This window comes from Janthinobacterium sp. 13 (assembly GCF_002749695.1).
GTDB classification, from domain to species: Bacteria; Pseudomonadota; Gammaproteobacteria; order Burkholderiales; family Burkholderiaceae_D; genus Janthinobacterium; species Janthinobacterium kumbetense.
Genome location: NZ_PEEQ01000001.1, coordinates 4,491,488 through 4,507,248, shown reverse-complemented (window position 1 = coordinate 4,507,248; position 15,761 = coordinate 4,491,488). Strand labels below are relative to the sequence as shown.

Genomic DNA, 15,761 nt, shown 5'->3' with positions numbered 1-15,761 from the left:
TCAGGCCAGGCGCGCTCCGGCGCGCCCCTGGTCGCTGGCGGCGATGACGACGCAGGCGACAAACAGCACGATGCTGTATTCCACGCCGCCGGCGCCATGTTCGCCCACGAACCAGCCCTTGGCCGCATGCACGATGGCGATGCCGCCGATGCAGATCACCATCAGCCCGGCCGCCGCCCAGCGCGTGTATTTGCCGACGATGAGCAAACTGCCGCAAACGATCTCGACAATGGTAATCGCCCACACCACGGCCAGGCCGTAAATAAATCCCTTGTCTTCCAGGAAACCGGCAAAGCGGGGAATGGTGCCATTGGCGATGCGCGTGATGGCGTGCGCCATGAACATCACGGCGATGGCCACGCGCAGCAACAACATGGCCTGGGCGGAACTGAGAAACGGGAAATTCTTCATGCGCGCATCCTGTCGGTAGAATAGTTATTGAGAAAAAACCATCCAAATTAGATAACCATTTCCTCAGGATAACAAGCAAAATATGCACAAGCGGGGCGGCGAGGCGCATCGCGGGGCTGGCTCGCCGCCTTGCCTCTTGGTAAAATACCGAATTGGGCGGCGCCCACGCAAGCGCAAGCGCCGCCATCACACGCAAATGGAAAGATCCGCATGAGCCACCCTACCGCCTTCTCCGGCAGCCTGTTCGTGGTCGCCGCGCCCTCGGGCGCCGGCAAATCGACACTGGTCAATGCATTGCTGGCGCAAGAGCCCGGCATCAAATTGTCGATCTCGACCACCACGCGCGCGCCCCGTCCGGGCGAGCAGCATGGCCGCGAGTACTATTTCACGACGGCGGAAGACTTCGTCGCGCGCGCCGAACAGGGCGAGTTCCTGGAATGGGCGGAAGTGCATGGCAATTACTACGGCACGTCGCGCATCATGGTGGAGCAGCAAATGCTGGCCGGCACCGATATCCTGCTGGAAATCGACTGGCAGGGCGCGCGCCAGGTACGCAAGCAATTCCCCCGCGCGGCCGGCATTTTCATCCTGCCGCCATCGATCGATGCGCTGGAAGAACGCTTGAACAAGCGCGGCCAGGACGAGCCGCACGTGATCACGCGCCGCCTGCTGGCGGCCGGCGGCGAAATCGCACACGCTCCCGAGTTCGAGTATGTTATTATCAATGAAGAGTTTACGGTCGCTTTGTCCGAACTGAGCGCGATCGTGAGAGCGGCCCGTTGCCGGTTTGCGCAACAAGCGGCCCGCAACGCATCGCTATTCGCCCAGCTGGGCCTGCACGCAGAGTAATTCGCCTGCACGCCAGTTCACACAGCACCACGCAAAAATTTTAGGAGTTACTATGGCCCGTATCACAATCGAAGATTGCCTGAAGCAGATCCCTAACCGTTTCCAGCTGACCCTGGCTGCGACTTATCGCGCACGTCAGTTGCTGCAAGGCCACACCCCTAAGGTGGAAGCCAAGGACAAGCCTACCGTTGTTGCACTGCGTGAAATCGCTGCCGGCAAAGTCGGCATCGAAATGCTGAAAAAGGTCCCGATGTAAGTGGGAACCCGCGTGCCGGAACAGTGCTGACCCCTGGTTCTACCGTATCCTTTATTCACACTGTGAAGCAACGCGACGTTTTATGAGTCTGACCCCAGCCGACACGACTTCCGCAGCATTGCCGCCCCTGGCCTCGCGCCAGGCGGCAAAATCGCAGGGCGCAACCACGCCCGGCGTTGGCACGTCCGGCAGCAACATCCCCGCAGTACCGCCAGCGCCCGCCCTGGGCGTGGCCTCCGTCAGCCACCTGGCCGACAAGCTGGCCGAATACCTGTCTCCCGCCGACCTGAAGAAAGTCAAGGAAGCCTACCGCTTCTCCGACGAAATGCACCTGGGCCAGATGCGCCGTTCGGGCGAGCCGTATATCTCGCATCCGATCGCCGTCGCGGAAATCTGCGCCGACTGGAAGCTCGACGCGCAAGCCATCATGGCCGCCCTGCTGCACGACGTCATGGAAGACCAGGACGTCAAGAAGGAAGAATTGATCGAACGCTTCGGCGCGCCCGTGGCGCACCTGGTCGACGGCCTGTCGAAGCTGGAAAAGATCGAATTCCAGAGCCAGATCGAAGCGCAGGCGGAAAACTTCCGCAAGATGCTGCTGGCCATGGCGTCCGACGTGCGCGTGATCCTGATCAAGCTGGCCGACCGCCTGCACAATATGCGCACCCTGGACTTCATGACGGCGGCAAAAAAGCGCCGCATCGCCAGCGAGACCATGGAAGTGTACGTGCCGATCGCGCACCGCCTCGGCCTGAACAACATCTACCACGAGCTGCAGGACCTGTCGTTCTCGCACCTGTATCCGATGCGCTACCGCACCCTGGCGAAAGCCGTCAAGGCGGCGCGCGGCAACCGGCGCGAAGTGGTCAACAAGATCATGGAAGCCGTAAAAAGCACCTTGTCCATGGCCGAGCTCGATGCCGACGTCACGGGCCGCGAAAAGACCCTGTACGACATCTATAAGAAGATGCGCAGCAAGCACTTGTCGTTCTCACAAGTGCTGGACGTGTACGGCTTCCGCGTGGTGGTGGGCAGTTTTGCCGACTGTTACGTGACCCTGGGCACCCTGCACAGCCTGTACAAGCCCATGCCGGGCAAGTTCAAGGATTACATCGCGATCCGCAAGCTGAACGGCTACCAGTCGCTGCACACGACCGTCATCGGCCCCTACGGCACGCCCGTCGAATTCCAGATCCGCACGCAGGAAATGCACCGCACGGCCGAATCGGGCGTGGCGGCGCACTGGCTGTACAAGAGCGGCGAATCGAACCCGTCCGACCTGCAGCAGCGCACGCATGCCTGGCTGCAATCCTTGCTCGACATCCAGCAACAGACGGGCGACTCGGCCGAATTCCTCGAACACGTCAAGGTCGACCTGTTCCCCGACTCCGTCTACGTGTTTACGCCAAAGTCGAAGATCATCGCCCTGCCGCGCGGCGCCACGGCCATCGACTTCGCCTACTCGATCCATACGGGCATCGGCGACCAGACCGTGGCCGTCAAGATCAACAACGAAACCTCGCCCCTGCGCACCGAGCTGCACAACGGCGACATCGTGGAAATCATCACCGATTCCTCGTCTCGCCCCAGCCCGACCTGGCTGTCGTTCGTGCGCACCGGCAAGGCCCGTTCGGCCATCCGCCACCATTTGCGCACGATCAACCTGCCCGAATCGATCGCCCTGGGCCAGCAACTGCTGTCCCAGGCGCTGCACGCGCTGAACATCGACGCCGACCTGCAGGCGCCGCTGGTCGAACGCCTGCTCAACGAATCGAGCGCCAATTCCATGGACGAGCTGTACGCGGACATCGGCATCGGCAAGCGCATGGCCACCCTGGTGGCGCGCCACATCTTCGGTTTGATCGGCGGCGAAGCGGCCAGCATGCCCGTGGAACACAATAGCGGCAGCGAACTCGACCCCGTCACCATCTGCGGCAGCGAAGGCGTCTCCGTGCAACTGGCGCCGTGCTGCCTGCCGATTCCCGGCGACCAGATCATCGGCCAGCTGCGCCGCGACCAGGGCTTGCTCGTGCACACGAGCGACTGCTCGCAAGCGAAGCGCCAGCGCGCCAAGGAACCGGATCGCTGGATCGCCGTGCGCTGGGGAACGGAACTGAACCGCCGCTTCGACTGCCGCATCAAGGTGCTGATCAACAGCGAACGGGGCATCCTTGCCAGAGTCGCCGCCGAAATCGGCGAGTCCGACGCCAACATCATCTACGTGGGCATGGATGAAGACAAGGACAACGTCCTCGACCAGCTGCGCTTCACCGTGCAGGTGAAAGACCGCGTCCACCTGGCCGCCCTGCTGCGCAATGTGCGCCGGGTCGCCGGGGTCAATCGGATATTGCGCGAGCGCAACTGATTCTCGCAGCAAAAAGCTGGGGTCAGACCCGCCGGGTCTGACCCCGGGTCTCCGCTGCGGGCTGCCGACTCATTTCCGCAACTCGCCGTAAAAATACCTGATCCCCTACCGCAAATTCAGCATTGACTGTTTCTCGCAATTGTCCGATGCAACGCTCGCCTAACTCATCCTGAAATAACGATTGGTATGTTTTCTGCCGCTCAAATGCATCACTTCCAAGCATCAAATACAAGGAATGCGGGGACAGCAGATCATCATGCATGCCCTGCGCATTACTCCGATAGCTGGACCAGCAATATTGCCCAGGCAATGCCACGATACCGGCCCTGACGGGATTGAGCTCGATATAACGCTGGCAAATCAATAAATAACGCTCACCCTGCACCAGGCAAGATTTGTAGCGACCTTCCCACAAGCTGCCAGTGCGACCATGACGCCAGTTGAAATACTGCCCATAACGCTGATTCAGCACGCTGTACCACATGCAGCGGAACACCGGGCAAGACGAGCCGAAGGCGGCGGGACATGGCAACTCCTGATACCAGCTAGATATCCATTGTGCCTGCGCGCGCCTCATCCGCCCTGCGTCAACGCAAACTACCCCTCCCCCGGCGCCGGATACGTCACTTCCAGCAATTCCAGTTCCTGCTCGCCCAGCGGCGTGTTGAGGGTGATCACGTCGCCTTCGCGCGCCTTGGTGATGGTGCGGGCCATGGGCGAGACCCAGCTGATCTTGCCGTTCAGGGGGTCGAATTCATCGATGCCGACGATGGTGATGGTGTGCGTTTCGCCGTCGCTCGTGCGGTAGGTGACCGTGGCGCCGAAAAACACCTGGTCGTTGCCATGGTGCACGCTGGGGTCGACGATGGCGGCCAGGTCCATGCGTTTCGTCAGGAAGCGAATGCGGCGGTCGATTTCGCGCAGGCGCCGCTTGCCGTAGATATAGTCGCCATTTTCCGAACGGTCGCCATTCGACGCCGCCCAATGGACGATGCGCACCACTTCCGGACGGTCAACGTCGATCAGCTGCAGCAGCTCATCCTTGATGCGCTGGTAACCGGCCGGCGTGATGTAGTTCTTCGCGCCGGCGGGAATGGCCAGCGCCAGCGCGGCCGCTTCTTCATCGTCGTCGTTGTCGGATTCTTTTACAAAGGCTTTGTTCATCTGTCTATTGTAGCCCCGCCAGGGAGCCACGGGCACACGGGATGCGGGGGCAAACGGGCTTTTTTGACGTATCATCGTGGCAATCGCGGCAAACCTGCGCCGCACACGGAGACGGATGAAAAAATTCTACAGAGTCAGGCGCTGGCTGTTCGCGCCGCTGGTCTACCTGGCCGCCATCTTCCTGCTGATCGAGGAATGGCTGTGGGCGACCGGCGCGCGCATCATGCAGGTGGTGGCGCAATTTCCGCCCCTGCATGCGCTGGAAGCGTGGATCAAGCGCCTGCCGCCGTACTGGGCGCTGGCCATCTTCGTGCTGCCGGCCGTGCTGCTGTTTCCCGTCAAGCTGCTGGCCCTGCTGGCCATCGCGCGCGGCCATGCCTTTTCCGGCATCGGCGTGATCGTCATCGCCAAGCTGGGCGGCGCGGCCGCCGTGGCGCGCCTGTACAGCCTGACGCGCCCCACCCTGCTCAGTTTGCCATGGTTTGCACGCTGGCATGGTCTGTTCATGGAAACCAAGGACCGCTGGATCGCCCGCCTGCGCGCCACGCGCCCCTGGCGCCGTGTCAGCCGCCTGTCGGCCGCGCTGGGCCGCGCCCGCCGTGCCTGGTGGCAACGCTTGCGCAAGGGCACGCCAGGACGCCATAATTCGCGCCCGGCCAGGGTGCTGCGCCGCTTCGCCGCCTTCTGGCGCGCCCGCCGCTGATGAAGAAAGGCCACTCCATGCACGACACTCCCCGCCTGGCCCCCGCCATGCGCGCGGCAGCGCCGGAAATCTACCTGTACGACGCGGCCAGCTTGCAATTGCTGGACGCCAACGATGCTGCCTGCGACAACTTGCAGTATGCGCGCAAGCAATTGCTGGCGATGACACCCTTCACCCTGGCGCCGCAGCTCGACGCGCAGCAACTGGCCGCCGTGCTGGCGACCCTGGACGACAGCATCGGTGCACAAGCCCTGCTGCACGTGCAGCAGCGCCGCCGCGACGGCAGCCTGTATTCGCTCAGCCTGCACCTGTCGCGCGCCAGCCGCCACGGACGCGCCCTGCTGCTGGCCGAGGGCGAAGACTTGCGCACGCCCCAGGCGACAGCCGCCGCCCTGGCGCAGGTGCAGTCGCGCTTCAACGCCATCGTCTCGAATACGCCGGGTCTCGTGTACCAGTTCTGCCTGCATGCGGATGGGCGCGCCGCCTTCCCCTACCTGAGCGATGGCTGCCAGGCCCTGCTGGGCCTGGGGCCGGCACAGCTGCACGCGCGCCCGGAACTGTTTTACCAGTTGATCCTCGCCGACGACCGCGCCTCGTATCTGGAATCGATGCAAGCGTCGAAAAACGCCTTGTGGAGCTGGAACTGGGAAGGCCGCATCTGGATCGATGCCTGGAAGGATGTGAAATGGATCAACCTGCGCTCCACGCCGCGCGCGCTGGCCGATGGCACGGTGCAGTGGGAAGGCATCATGACGAATATCACGGAAAGCCGGCTGGAACAGAGCGAAGTGCGCCAGTCGCGCGCCCGCCTGGCCGAGCTGACGGCGCATATCGACAAGGTCAAGGAACACGAACGCACGCGCCTGGCGCGCGAATTGCACGATGACCTGGGCGGCAATTTGACGGCGATCAAGATGGCGCTGGCCATGCTGGCGCGCCGCCTGCCGCCGGACGACCAGCAACTGCAGGAAAAGGCCGACTATGTCGATGCCCTGGTCGACCGCAGCATCGACGCCGTGCACCGCATTTCGCTGGACTTGCGCCCCTCCATGCTGGACCTGGGCCTGGTCGCCGCGCTGGACTGGCAAGTGAAGGAATTCGCGCGCCAGGCCGGCATCGAATGCCAGTTCATTTCGAACCGCCAGCACATCGAACTGGAGCTGGACCAGGCGACCAGCCTGTTTCGCATCGCCCAGGAGGCGCTGACGAATATCGCCAAGCATGCGCAGGCAAGCAAGGTCAGCGTGCGCCTGGCCCGGCAGCGCCAGCATATCAGCCTGTCGATCGCCGACAATGGCGTCGGCATGCGCCTGTCCGACCGCGCCAAGCCGCAATCGTTCGGCATCCGCGGCATGGCCGAGCGGGCCAGCGCGCTGGGCGGCACCCTGAGCCTGATGGACGGACCGGACGGCGGCACCATCCTGAGCATAAAAATCCGGCTGACCACGCCGCGAGAGGCGATAATAGCGGCTGCAGCCAGTGCGCCCGCGCACAGCGGGCCGCCACCAGAAGCGGCCAGTGGGTGAATTAGATAGGAAACAACGCAGTCATGAAAGAAAAAGCCACCATCCGGGTATTCATCGCCGACGATCACGCGATCGTGCGCGAGGGCTTGAAGCAAATCCTCGCCGATACGAAGGACATCATCGTGGCCGGCGAGGCCGAAAATGGCCACGACGCCATCAAGCTGTTCCGCGGCTCGAAATGCCAGGTGTTGCTGCTCGACATCTCCCTGCCCGACCGCAGCGGCATCGAGGTGCTCAAGCAGATCAAGAAGGAAAAGCCGGAACTGGCCGTGCTGATGCTCTCCATGCACCGCGAGGACCAGTACGCCATCCGTTCGCTCAAGGCGGGCGCGGCCGGCTACCTGACGAAACAGAGCGCGCCGCGCGAACTGGTCACGGCCATTCGCCAGGTGGCGCAAGGCTTGAAATACATCAGCGCCTCGCTGGCGCAGGAACTGGCCAACACGGTGGGCGACGACCACGAAACGGCCTTGCACGACACCTTGTCGGACCGCGAATACCAGACCCTGGTCATGATCGCCTCGGGCAAGGCCGTGGGCGCCATCGCCGAAGAGCTGAAATTGTCCGTGAAAACCGTCAGCGAATACCGCGCCCGCCTGCTCGTCAAGATGAAACTCAAGAACAGCGCCGAACTGACGCATTACGCCATCCGCAACCAGCTGGTGGATTGACGGCAAAGCGGCATGCCCGCTGGCATCGGGCGAATTGACAGGACTTCTCCTTGCTTCTCGCACAATAAGTTCTTTGCCAACTCGCATATCATGAGGATAATTAGAAATATCTAAAAAGGCTGTGCCTACATGTCCAGTAAATTGCCAACTTCACCAGCAAGCGCTCCCGCCGGCGCCACGAATACCGCCGCCGCTGCGGCGATGAACCCTGCCGATATCGCCCGCGAAGCGTTTCGCCGCCTGGCCACGCGCCGCATCGCCCCGACGCCGAGCGCCTACCGCGATATCTACAATGAAATCGCCGGCATCAGCGAACCGGCGGAGACGCCCGGCGCGCCCGCCGCGGTGCTGGCCGCCAGCGCACCCACGGAGAGTGGCGCGGAAAACGTCCTGACGCAGTTTGCCGCCAAGATGAGCGAATCGGCGGGCGAACTGGGCGACTTTGGCCGGCGTTTCCAGCGCGCCCTGAAAGCGCGCGACTGGGACAGCTATGCGCGCACCCTGGCGCAACTGGCGGAAAAACAGGTGAAAAAAGGCGGCGGCATCGAATTGCCGCCCCTGCCGGACGGCGAACAGACGCGCACCCTGCGCGAATTGCTCAGCCGCACCCTGGGCTTTGCCGTCGCCACCTTGCTGACGGGCACGCCCGCGCTGGTGGAAGAAGCCGAATCGCTGGGCGCGGCCATCAAGCTGGCCCATACGGAAGAAGCGCTGAACGAAGCGGCGCTGCGCCTGAAACAGCTGTGCTACCAGATCGAGCTGAAGAGCGGCGACACGGCCGAGCAGCAGGAATTGCTGCTGCGCCTGTTCAAGTTGCTGCTGGACAACGTCAGCCAGTTGCTCGACGACGACAGCTGGCTGCGCGGCCAGGTCGATGCCGTGCAAAACCTGATCGCCGGCCCGCTCGACCAGCGCGCGCTGGAAGACGCCACGCGCAGCCTGAAGGAAGTCATCTACAAGCAAGGCCAGCTCAAGCACAGCCTGTCCGACGTCAAGCTGACGGTCAAGAACATGATGATGACCTTCATCGACCGCCTGGGGCAAGTGGCGGCCAGCACGGGCGACTTCCATGAAAAGATCGGCGGCTATTCGGAAAAGATCAGCCAGGCGGAAAATATCAGCGAACTGAACAGCGTTCTCGACGAAGTCTTGCGCGAAACACGCATGGTGCAGAACGAAGCCTTGCGCGCACGCGACAAGATGGTGCTGGCGCGCCAGGAAGTGCAGGATGCGGAACAGCGCATCCACACCCTGGAAGCCAAGCTCCAGCATATGAGCGAACTGGTGCGGGAAGACCAGCTGACGGGCAGCCTGAACCGCCGTGGCCTGGACGACGTGTTCGAGCGCGAGACCGCCCGCTCCGACCGCCGCGGCACGCCGCTGTGCATCGCCATGCTGGACCTGGACGATTTCAAGCGCCTGAACGACACCTACGGCCACCTTGCCGGCGATGCCGCCTTGAAACACCTGGTGAAGATCGTCAAGGAAACCCTGCGCTCGATGGACGTCATCGCCCGCTTCGGCGGCGAGGAATTCCTCATCCTGCTGCCGGAAACCACGGTCGAGGCGGCCTCGTCGACGATGACGCGCTTGCAGCGCGAGCTGACCCGGCATTTCTTCCTGCACGACAACGAAAAAGTCTTGATCACCTTTTCCGCCGGCGTGGCCCTGCGCCTGCCCAACGAAGACCAAGCCGAGCTGGTCAAGCGCGCCGACCGCGCCATGTACCAGGCCAAGCAGACGGGCAAGAACCGCGTGGTGGTGGCCGACTAAGCCCGGTCCGCTTCACGCCATGCCGTCCCGCCAACCGGCCGGACGGCATTTTTCATGGCAAAAACAATAACATTCATCGCCTTCCCGCCTTCCGCCGGCGTCCGCGCGATATGAAAATAAAACTATTTTTACCCTCAAGTTTCTTTAAATCATGTCGTCTAGCGCGCGGCCGGCGGCAAACTGAAGGGCTAAAAATTAAAATTTAAAGCACTTTTCGCCATAAATTTTCCCGCAGAGCAACCGTTACCCTAAACAACAGCGGCTTGATTGTCCCGGAACAGCGGGGCAGGCCAAAGTGACTAGCACATAGCGCAATGTAGTACCTGTTTGGAGAATTATCATGGCTGCAGTAATTAATACCAACATCTCGTCCCTGAATTCGCAACGCAACCTGTCGACCTCGCAGTCGGCCCTGAGCACCTCGCTGCAACGCCTGTCCTCCGGCATGCGCATCAACAGCGCCAAGGATGACGCCGCTGGTCTGGCAATTTCCGACCGCATGACGTCGCAAATCCGCGGCATGACCCAAGCCACCCGCAATGCAAACGACGGCGTCTCGCTGGCCCAAACGGCTGAAGGCGCGTTGGCAAGCTCGGGCGACATCCTGCAACGTATCCGCGAACTGGCCGTGCAATCGTCGAACGCCACCAACTCGTCGAGCGACCGTCAAGCGCTGCAAACCGAGGTAGGCCAGCTGGGTTCGGAATTGAACCGTATCGCCCAAACCACCTCGTTCAACGGCCAGGCGCTGCTGGACGGCACCATGGGTACGGCCAACTTCCAGGTTGGCGCCGATGCCAATCAGCTGATTTCCGCCAGCGGCGCGAACTTCCTGACCAACACCTACGGTAACAACCGTATCGCCAACGATGCATCGGCTGTCAAGAAAGATGCCGTAGGTAATGCAGTTGTCGGCAAGCTGACGATTTCCGGCTCCATCGGCACCACGACCGTCGACACGACGGCCGCCGTCGCCGAAACGGCACCAGGTGCAGGTGATGCCATCAAAGGCAGCACGGCCAAATCCGTCGCCGCCGACATCAACAGCCAAACGGCAAAAACGGGCGTGACCGCATCGGCACAAACGGATGTGAACTTGAACCTGGGCGCCGAATCGTATTCGTTCTCCATCGGTTCGGATAACGCCAAGCCAGTCACCGTGTCATTCGCCGTCAGCGGCACGGCATCGACCGCAGCTGACTATGCTGCAGGCATCAACGCCATCAATGCCCAAACGGCCAAGACCGGCGTGACCGCCCAGTACGACAGCGTCAACAAGGGCATGAAGCTGACGAATGCATCGGGCGAGAACATCAGCCTGACGCAAGGCACGACGGCCAACGTCAAGTTCGACGTCGATGGCTACAAGGCTGACGGCAAGGTACAAGCTGCAGCGCAATCGATCATCACCGCTGCCAACGCCGCCACGGTCAACGGCCGCGTGACCTTCGACTCGCAAAACAGCTTCTCGGTAACGGAAACCACCACCACCGGCCTGGCGATTGGTAAAGCGACGGCACAAGGTTCGACCCTGAACTCCGTGTCGACCCTGGACGTGACGACGTTTGACGGCGCGCAGCTGGCACTGAAAATTGCCGATGCAGCACTGGCAACGGTCAACGGCCAACGCGCCCAGTACGGTGCTTTGCAATCGCGCTTCTCGTCGGCGATTTCCAACCTGCAATCGACCACGGAAAACCTGTCCGCATCGCGCAGCCGCATCGTCGATACCGACTTTGCATCGGAAACGGCCAACATGACCCGCGGCCAGATCCTGCAACAAGCTGGTACGGCCATGCTGGCGCAAGCAAACTCGCTGCCAAACGGCGTCCTGAGCCTGCTGCGTGGCTAATCCCTGATTAGTATCGCAACAGCGTAGGACTCTGATTCCCCTGCCGGATTTTTTCGGCCGGGGAATTTTCACTAGGAGAGCACCATGACTATCGACACGATAGCGGCCGCCTCCGCGGCCAGGATAGACAAGAGTTATGTGTCTGCGGACACATCACCGGCCCGCCCGGCAGCGCCACGCGCCGCCACGGAAACCGACAAGGTTGCACCACAGCAAGCCAGCAAGGAACCCAGCCGCGAGCAGCTCGACAAGGCGGTATCGGAGCTGAACCAGTCGTCGCAGATGAAGACGCAAGGCCTGGAGTTTTCCATCGATGAAGACAGCCAACGCACGGTCGTCAAGGTCATCGACCAGGAAACCAAGGAAGTACTGCGCCAGATTCCCACCCGGGAAGCGCTGGAATTGGCCAAGACCTTTGACTCGGCCAAGGGTTCGCTGATCCGCCAAAGCGCCTGATGATGGCATGGCTCACGGACATGCGACATCGCGGCAGCAGGCATCAGCATGACCACGGGGTTCGGTAGCCTGGCTATCCGGCCCCGTTTTTTATTGCAACTCGTACAATATTTTCCCATCTCTTCCCCGCTTTTTTGCTCCCGCTGAAAACAGCACGGTAAATCCCCCTCTCAAGTCCTGATTGATTCTGCCGATAACAGCTTATATTAGCGTTTTCCTAGGAGTATTCAGTGGCCATCACACCTACCCTTTCATCCATAGGCATCGGCGCCGGCGCCAGCGGCCTGGATGTGAATGCCATCATCGACAAGCTGATGACGGCCGAAGCCGCACCGCTGGGTACTTTTGACAAGAAAACGGCCTCCTACCAGGCCAAGCTCAGCGCGATGGGCACGCTCAGTGGCGCCGTCAGCACCTTCCAGAATTCGCTGTCGGCCCTGTCGAATACAAATAACTTCCGCGCAGTCAGCGCCACGCCCGCCGATCCCCTCGTGCTGTCGGCCAGTGCCGGCGCCAAGGCCGTGGCCGGCAACTACAACATCAATGTCACCCAACTTGCCCAGTCGCAGACCCTGATGTCGGGCGGCATGGCCAACAAGCTGTCGACCATCGGACTGGGCAGCAAGACGACGATTTCCTTCCAGTTGGGCTCGCTCACCGGCGGCACCTTCGGTTTGAACGGCACCGCCCTGGCCGCCACCACGGCGCAGACCGGCATCAGCAACGGCTCGCTGATACTCAACGGCACCGCCATCCCCACCGATGCCAGCACCAAGAGCGCGCGCGCCCTGGCCGACGCCATCAACGCCAAGAGCAGCACCACGGGCGTGACCGCCACGGCCCAGCCGACGTCGAGCAGCGCGACCATGTTCGCCGGCTTCGGCAGCGTCGAAACGGGCGCGGATGGCACCTATTCGCTGTCGGTGGGCGGCATCGAGATCGTTACGCAGGGCAACGGCGTGGCCGCCAACGGCGGCATCACGGCCGCCTCGCTCGACACGACGCTCGAAGGTCCGAATGCCGTCTCGAATGCGCTGGCCGCGGCCAACATCACCGTCACCGGCAAGGCCGCCGACGGCACCCTGAAATTTACGCGCGCCGACGGTTCCAACCTGAACATCGAAGAAGTGGTGACGGGCTCGGTCAAGGGCGGCATCGGCCACGCCTCGAACTCGGTCAATGACGGCTCGAACGTGACGCTGACCAGCACCATCAACCTGGCCTCGAGCAATGCCAGCCCGATCACCATCGCCGGCAGCAATCCGGCCGCCGCCGGACTGACGGCAGGCTCGGGTGGCGCCTACATGAACACCAACTTCACCCAGGACGGCACGCAGGCGACGGGCACGGTGGTGATCGACGCCACCAACAACACCTTGCAAGGCATCCGCGACGCCATCAATAACGCGGGCTTGGGCGTGACGGCCAGCATCGTTTCGGACGGCACGGACAAGCCGTTCCATCTGGTCTTGAGCTCGTCGAAGACGGGTGCCAACTCGTCCATGAAGATCTCGCTGAGCGGCAGCGACGGCCTGCCCCCGGACAGCGCCCTGAATGACTTGCTGTCCTACGATGCGAGCGGCACGCAGAACCTGAAACAGAACAGCGCCGCGCAAAACACCAACTTCAGCGTCAACGGCATCGCCATCACCAGCGCGTCCAACAGTGTCGATACGGCCATCGAAGGCGTGACCCTCGGCATTGCCAAGGTCGGCAGCACCAGCTTGTCGGTGCAGAAAGATACCTCCACCGTCAAAACCAGCATCAATACCTTCGTCAAGGCCTATAACGACCTGAATACGGCGATGGCCAAGATGACGGCCTATGATCCGGAAACCAAGAAGGGCGGCGTCCTGCTGGGGGACTCCACCGCGCAATCGATCCAGAGCCAGTTGCGCAAGCAATTGGGCGCGCCCATTACCGGCTTGAACAGCAGTTTGAGCACCCTGAGCCAGGTCGGCATTTCCTTTCAGAAAGATGGTAGCCTGACCCTGGACTCCAGCAAGCTCGACAAGGCCATCAGCGCTAACTTCACGGACATCGCCGGCCTGTTTTCCGCGCTCGGCAAGGCCACCGACAGCAACGTCGCCTTTACCAGCTCGACCGCAGCAACCAAGCCGGGCAGCTATGAACTGACGATCACCACGATGGCCAGCCAAGGCTCGATCACCTCGGCCGCCGCGATGCCGGCCACCACCACGATAGGCAGCGACACCACGTGGAGCATCACGCTGAACGATACCGAGCCCAGCGCTGCCAAGAATACGGCCCAGGTCGTCATTCCTGCCGGGACGTACACCCCGGCCCAGATGGCATCCATCATCCAGTCATCGATCAACGGCGTGAAGTCGTTTTCCGACAACGGCGCCACCGTGTCGGCTTCCGTCGATGGTGCGGGCAAACTGGTACTGGCCTCGAGCCGCTATGGTTCCGTCTCGAATATCGCCATCAGCAGCGGCACCGGCACGGCGCCAACCGACCTGTTCGGCGCATCCGCGCCCGTCAAGGGCGCGGACGTGGCTGGCACCCTGGGCGGACAACCGGTGATCGGCTCGGGCCAGACCCTGACGGGCGCCGCCGGTTCGCCGGCCGATGGCCTGAAGATTGAAGTCACGGGCGGCACCACCGGCTCGCGCGGCACCGTCAGCTTCTCGCAAGGCTATGCCTACCAGTTGAATAACCTGGCCACTTCCTTCCTCGGCACGGACGGCATGATCACCAACCGCTCCAAGGGCCTCAACGAAACCATCAAGAGCATCGCGACGCAGCGCGACAAGTTCAGTGACAAACTGAACGACATCGAAGCGCGCTACCGCGCCCAGTACTCGCGCCTGGACGTGTCCCTGAATAAATTGCAGGGCATGCAAACCTATTTGACCCAGCAGCTGGCCGCCATCGCCGCCAACCGTTAAGCCCATTCATCAGGAGAATTACATGTTTGGAACCCAACAACGCGGCGTCAACGCCTATGCCAAGGTCGGCCTGGAAACGGGCATCGTTTCGGCCTCGCCGCACAAGCTGATCGTGATGCTGTACGACGGCGCCCTGGTGGCCGTGCTCAGCGCGCAGATGCACATGAAATCGGGCAATGTGCCGGAAAAAGGCAAGTCCATCTCGAAAGCCATCCAGATCATCGACAATGGCTTGCGCGCCAGCCTGGACAAGGAAGCGGGCGGCCAGATCGCCGAAGGCCTCGATGCCCTGTATGAATACATGAGTGCGCGCCTGCTGACGGCCAACCTGCACAACGATATTACCCTGCTGGAAGAAGTGCAGCGCTTGCTCACCGACTTGCGCGAAACCTGGAACGCCATCGGCGCCACTCCCGCCGCCATGCCTGGCGCCGATCTGAAACGTATGCCCAGCCTTGCGAGCGCCTGACCCATGATGACGAATCAAGAAGTCCTGACCACCTACGAAGCCATGCAGACCCTGACGGGCCAGATGGTGACCGCCGCCACCAACGCCGACTGGGATGCGCTCGAAGCGCTGGAACAGCGCATCAGCACGCATGTGGCCGCGCTGAAGGCGAATGAAGAAAAAGTCGTGCTGGAAAGCGCTGGCCGCCAGCGCAAGGTCGCCCTGATCAAGCAGATCCTGGAAGACGACCGCAAGATCCGCGACCTCACCATGCCGTGGATGGCGCAATTGTCCAAGCTGATCAGCAGCACCGGCACCGAGCGGCGCCTGGCCAACGCCTACGGCGCGTAAGCGCCCACGGGGCAGGGTCCGCTA

At 62.1% G+C, this 15,761-nt stretch carries 15 protein-coding genes; 12 read left to right on the top strand and 3 right to left on the bottom strand.

Annotated features, from left to right (window positions below):
• Positions 1-411: a DoxX family protein gene (locus tag CLU94_RS19810; protein ID WP_099666878.1), complete on the bottom strand. Its 411-nt coding sequence runs from the start codon at positions 409-411 to the stop codon at positions 1-3.
• A 210-nt stretch (positions 412-621) separates the two neighbouring features.
• Here CLU94_RS19810 and gmk point away from each other — a divergent pair, with 210 nt between their 5' ends.
• The 3 genes from gmk (at position 622) to CLU94_RS19795 (ending at position 3,881) form a co-directional block, all read left to right on the top strand.
• Positions 622-1,260: a guanylate kinase gene (gene gmk / locus CLU94_RS19805; RefSeq protein WP_099666877.1), complete on the top strand. Its 639-nt coding sequence runs from the start codon at positions 622-624 to the stop codon at positions 1,258-1,260.
• Between the two features lie 52 nt (positions 1,261-1,312).
• A complete protein-coding gene (rpoZ, locus tag CLU94_RS19800) occupies positions 1,313-1,516 on the top strand; it encodes a DNA-directed RNA polymerase subunit omega (protein WP_010400723.1) in 204 nt (67 codons plus the stop codon).
• An 82-nt stretch (positions 1,517-1,598) separates the two neighbouring features.
• The gene (locus tag CLU94_RS19795; RefSeq protein WP_099666876.1) at positions 1,599-3,881 is read left to right on the top strand and encodes a RelA/SpoT family protein; all 2,283 of its coding nucleotides are present in this window, start codon (positions 1,599-1,601) and stop codon (positions 3,879-3,881) included.
• Positions 3,882-3,903: 22 nt separating this feature from the next.
• On the opposite strand, the gene CLU94_RS28115 is transcribed toward CLU94_RS19795, so the two are convergent.
• Positions 3,904-4,365, bottom strand: a complete 462-nt coding sequence (locus CLU94_RS28115; protein WP_143451487.1) for a transposase — start codon at positions 4,363-4,365, stop codon at positions 3,904-3,906.
• A 113-nt stretch (positions 4,366-4,478) separates the two neighbouring features.
• Positions 4,479-5,045, bottom strand: coding sequence for a transcription elongation factor GreB (greB, locus tag CLU94_RS19790; protein ID WP_092710976.1), 567 nt, complete (start codon positions 5,043-5,045; stop codon positions 4,479-4,481).
• A 115-nt stretch (positions 5,046-5,160) separates the two neighbouring features.
• Between greB and CLU94_RS19785 the strand changes: the two genes are divergently transcribed.
• The 9 genes from CLU94_RS19785 to CLU94_RS19745 all read left to right on the top strand — a co-directional run bounded on the left by CLU94_RS19785 (position 5,161) and on the right by CLU94_RS19745 (position 15,737).
• The gene (locus tag CLU94_RS19785; RefSeq protein ID WP_099666875.1) at positions 5,161-5,748 is read left to right on the top strand and encodes a hypothetical protein; all 588 of its coding nucleotides are present in this window, start codon (positions 5,161-5,163) and stop codon (positions 5,746-5,748) included.
• A 17-nt stretch (positions 5,749-5,765) separates the two neighbouring features.
• Positions 5,766-7,274, top strand: coding sequence for a sensor histidine kinase (locus CLU94_RS19780; RefSeq protein WP_251350727.1), 1,509 nt, complete (start codon positions 5,766-5,768; stop codon positions 7,272-7,274).
• A gap of 23 nt (positions 7,275-7,297) precedes the next feature.
• Entirely contained in the window at positions 7,298-7,945 is a 648-nt protein-coding gene (locus CLU94_RS19775; protein WP_077407788.1) for a response regulator, read from the top strand.
• Positions 7,946-8,146: 201 nt separating this feature from the next.
• Positions 8,147-9,718: a GGDEF domain-containing protein gene (locus CLU94_RS19770; protein ID WP_077407790.1), complete on the top strand. Its 1,572-nt coding sequence runs from the start codon at positions 8,147-8,149 to the stop codon at positions 9,716-9,718.
• 340 nt (positions 9,719-10,058) lie between these two features.
• The gene (locus CLU94_RS19765; RefSeq protein ID WP_034787088.1) at positions 10,059-11,570 is read left to right on the top strand and encodes a flagellin N-terminal helical domain-containing protein; all 1,512 of its coding nucleotides are present in this window, start codon (positions 10,059-10,061) and stop codon (positions 11,568-11,570) included.
• A gap of 84 nt (positions 11,571-11,654) precedes the next feature.
• On the top strand, positions 11,655-12,026 hold the full coding sequence (locus CLU94_RS19760; RefSeq protein ID WP_099666874.1) for a flagellar protein FlaG: 372 nt from the start codon (positions 11,655-11,657) through the stop codon (positions 12,024-12,026).
• Positions 12,027-12,256: 230 nt separating this feature from the next.
• Positions 12,257-14,938 carry a flagellar filament capping protein FliD gene (fliD, locus tag CLU94_RS19755; RefSeq protein WP_257218879.1) on the top strand — a complete coding sequence of 894 codons (2,682 nt, stop codon included), beginning with the start codon at positions 12,257-12,259 and terminating at the stop codon, positions 14,936-14,938.
• 22 nt (positions 14,939-14,960) lie between these two features.
• Positions 14,961-15,407: a flagellar export chaperone FliS gene (gene fliS / locus CLU94_RS19750; protein ID WP_077407797.1), complete on the top strand. Its 447-nt coding sequence runs from the start codon at positions 14,961-14,963 to the stop codon at positions 15,405-15,407.
• Positions 15,408-15,410: 3 nt separating this feature from the next.
• On the top strand, positions 15,411-15,737 hold the full coding sequence (locus tag CLU94_RS19745) for a flagellar protein FliT (protein ID WP_099377935.1): 327 nt from the start codon (positions 15,411-15,413) through the stop codon (positions 15,735-15,737).
• Positions 15,738-15,761 lie beyond the last annotated feature (24 nt).

Bases quoted from the DNA above. Each gene is read 5' to 3' on its own strand.
- CLU94_RS19810 (WP_099666878.1), bottom strand. From the start codon at position 411: ATGAAGAATTTCCCGTTTCTCAGTTCCGCCCAGGCCATGTTGTTGCTG.
- gmk (WP_099666877.1), top strand. From the start codon at position 622: ATGAGCCACCCTACCGCCTTCTCCGGCAGCCTGTTCGTGGTCGCCGCG.
- rpoZ (WP_010400723.1), top strand. From the start codon at position 1,313: ATGGCCCGTATCACAATCGAAGATTGCCTGAAGCAGATCCCTAACCGT.
- CLU94_RS19795 (WP_099666876.1), top strand. From the start codon at position 1,599: ATGAGTCTGACCCCAGCCGACACGACTTCCGCAGCATTGCCGCCCCTG.
- CLU94_RS28115 (WP_143451487.1), bottom strand. From the start codon at position 4,365: ATGTGGTACAGCGTGCTGAATCAGCGTTATGGGCAGTATTTCAACTGG.
- greB (WP_092710976.1), bottom strand. From the start codon at position 5,045: ATGAACAAAGCCTTTGTAAAAGAATCCGACAACGACGACGATGAAGAA.
- CLU94_RS19785 (WP_099666875.1), top strand. From the start codon at position 5,161: ATGAAAAAATTCTACAGAGTCAGGCGCTGGCTGTTCGCGCCGCTGGTC.
- CLU94_RS19780 (WP_251350727.1), top strand. From the start codon at position 5,766: ATGCACGACACTCCCCGCCTGGCCCCCGCCATGCGCGCGGCAGCGCCG.
- CLU94_RS19775 (WP_077407788.1), top strand. From the start codon at position 7,298: ATGAAAGAAAAAGCCACCATCCGGGTATTCATCGCCGACGATCACGCG.
- CLU94_RS19770 (WP_077407790.1), top strand. From the start codon at position 8,147: ATGAACCCTGCCGATATCGCCCGCGAAGCGTTTCGCCGCCTGGCCACG.
- CLU94_RS19765 (WP_034787088.1), top strand. From the start codon at position 10,059: ATGGCTGCAGTAATTAATACCAACATCTCGTCCCTGAATTCGCAACGC.
- CLU94_RS19760 (WP_099666874.1), top strand. From the start codon at position 11,655: ATGACTATCGACACGATAGCGGCCGCCTCCGCGGCCAGGATAGACAAG.
- fliS (WP_077407797.1), top strand. From the start codon at position 14,961: ATGTTTGGAACCCAACAACGCGGCGTCAACGCCTATGCCAAGGTCGGC.
- CLU94_RS19745 (WP_099377935.1), top strand. From the start codon at position 15,411: ATGATGACGAATCAAGAAGTCCTGACCACCTACGAAGCCATGCAGACC.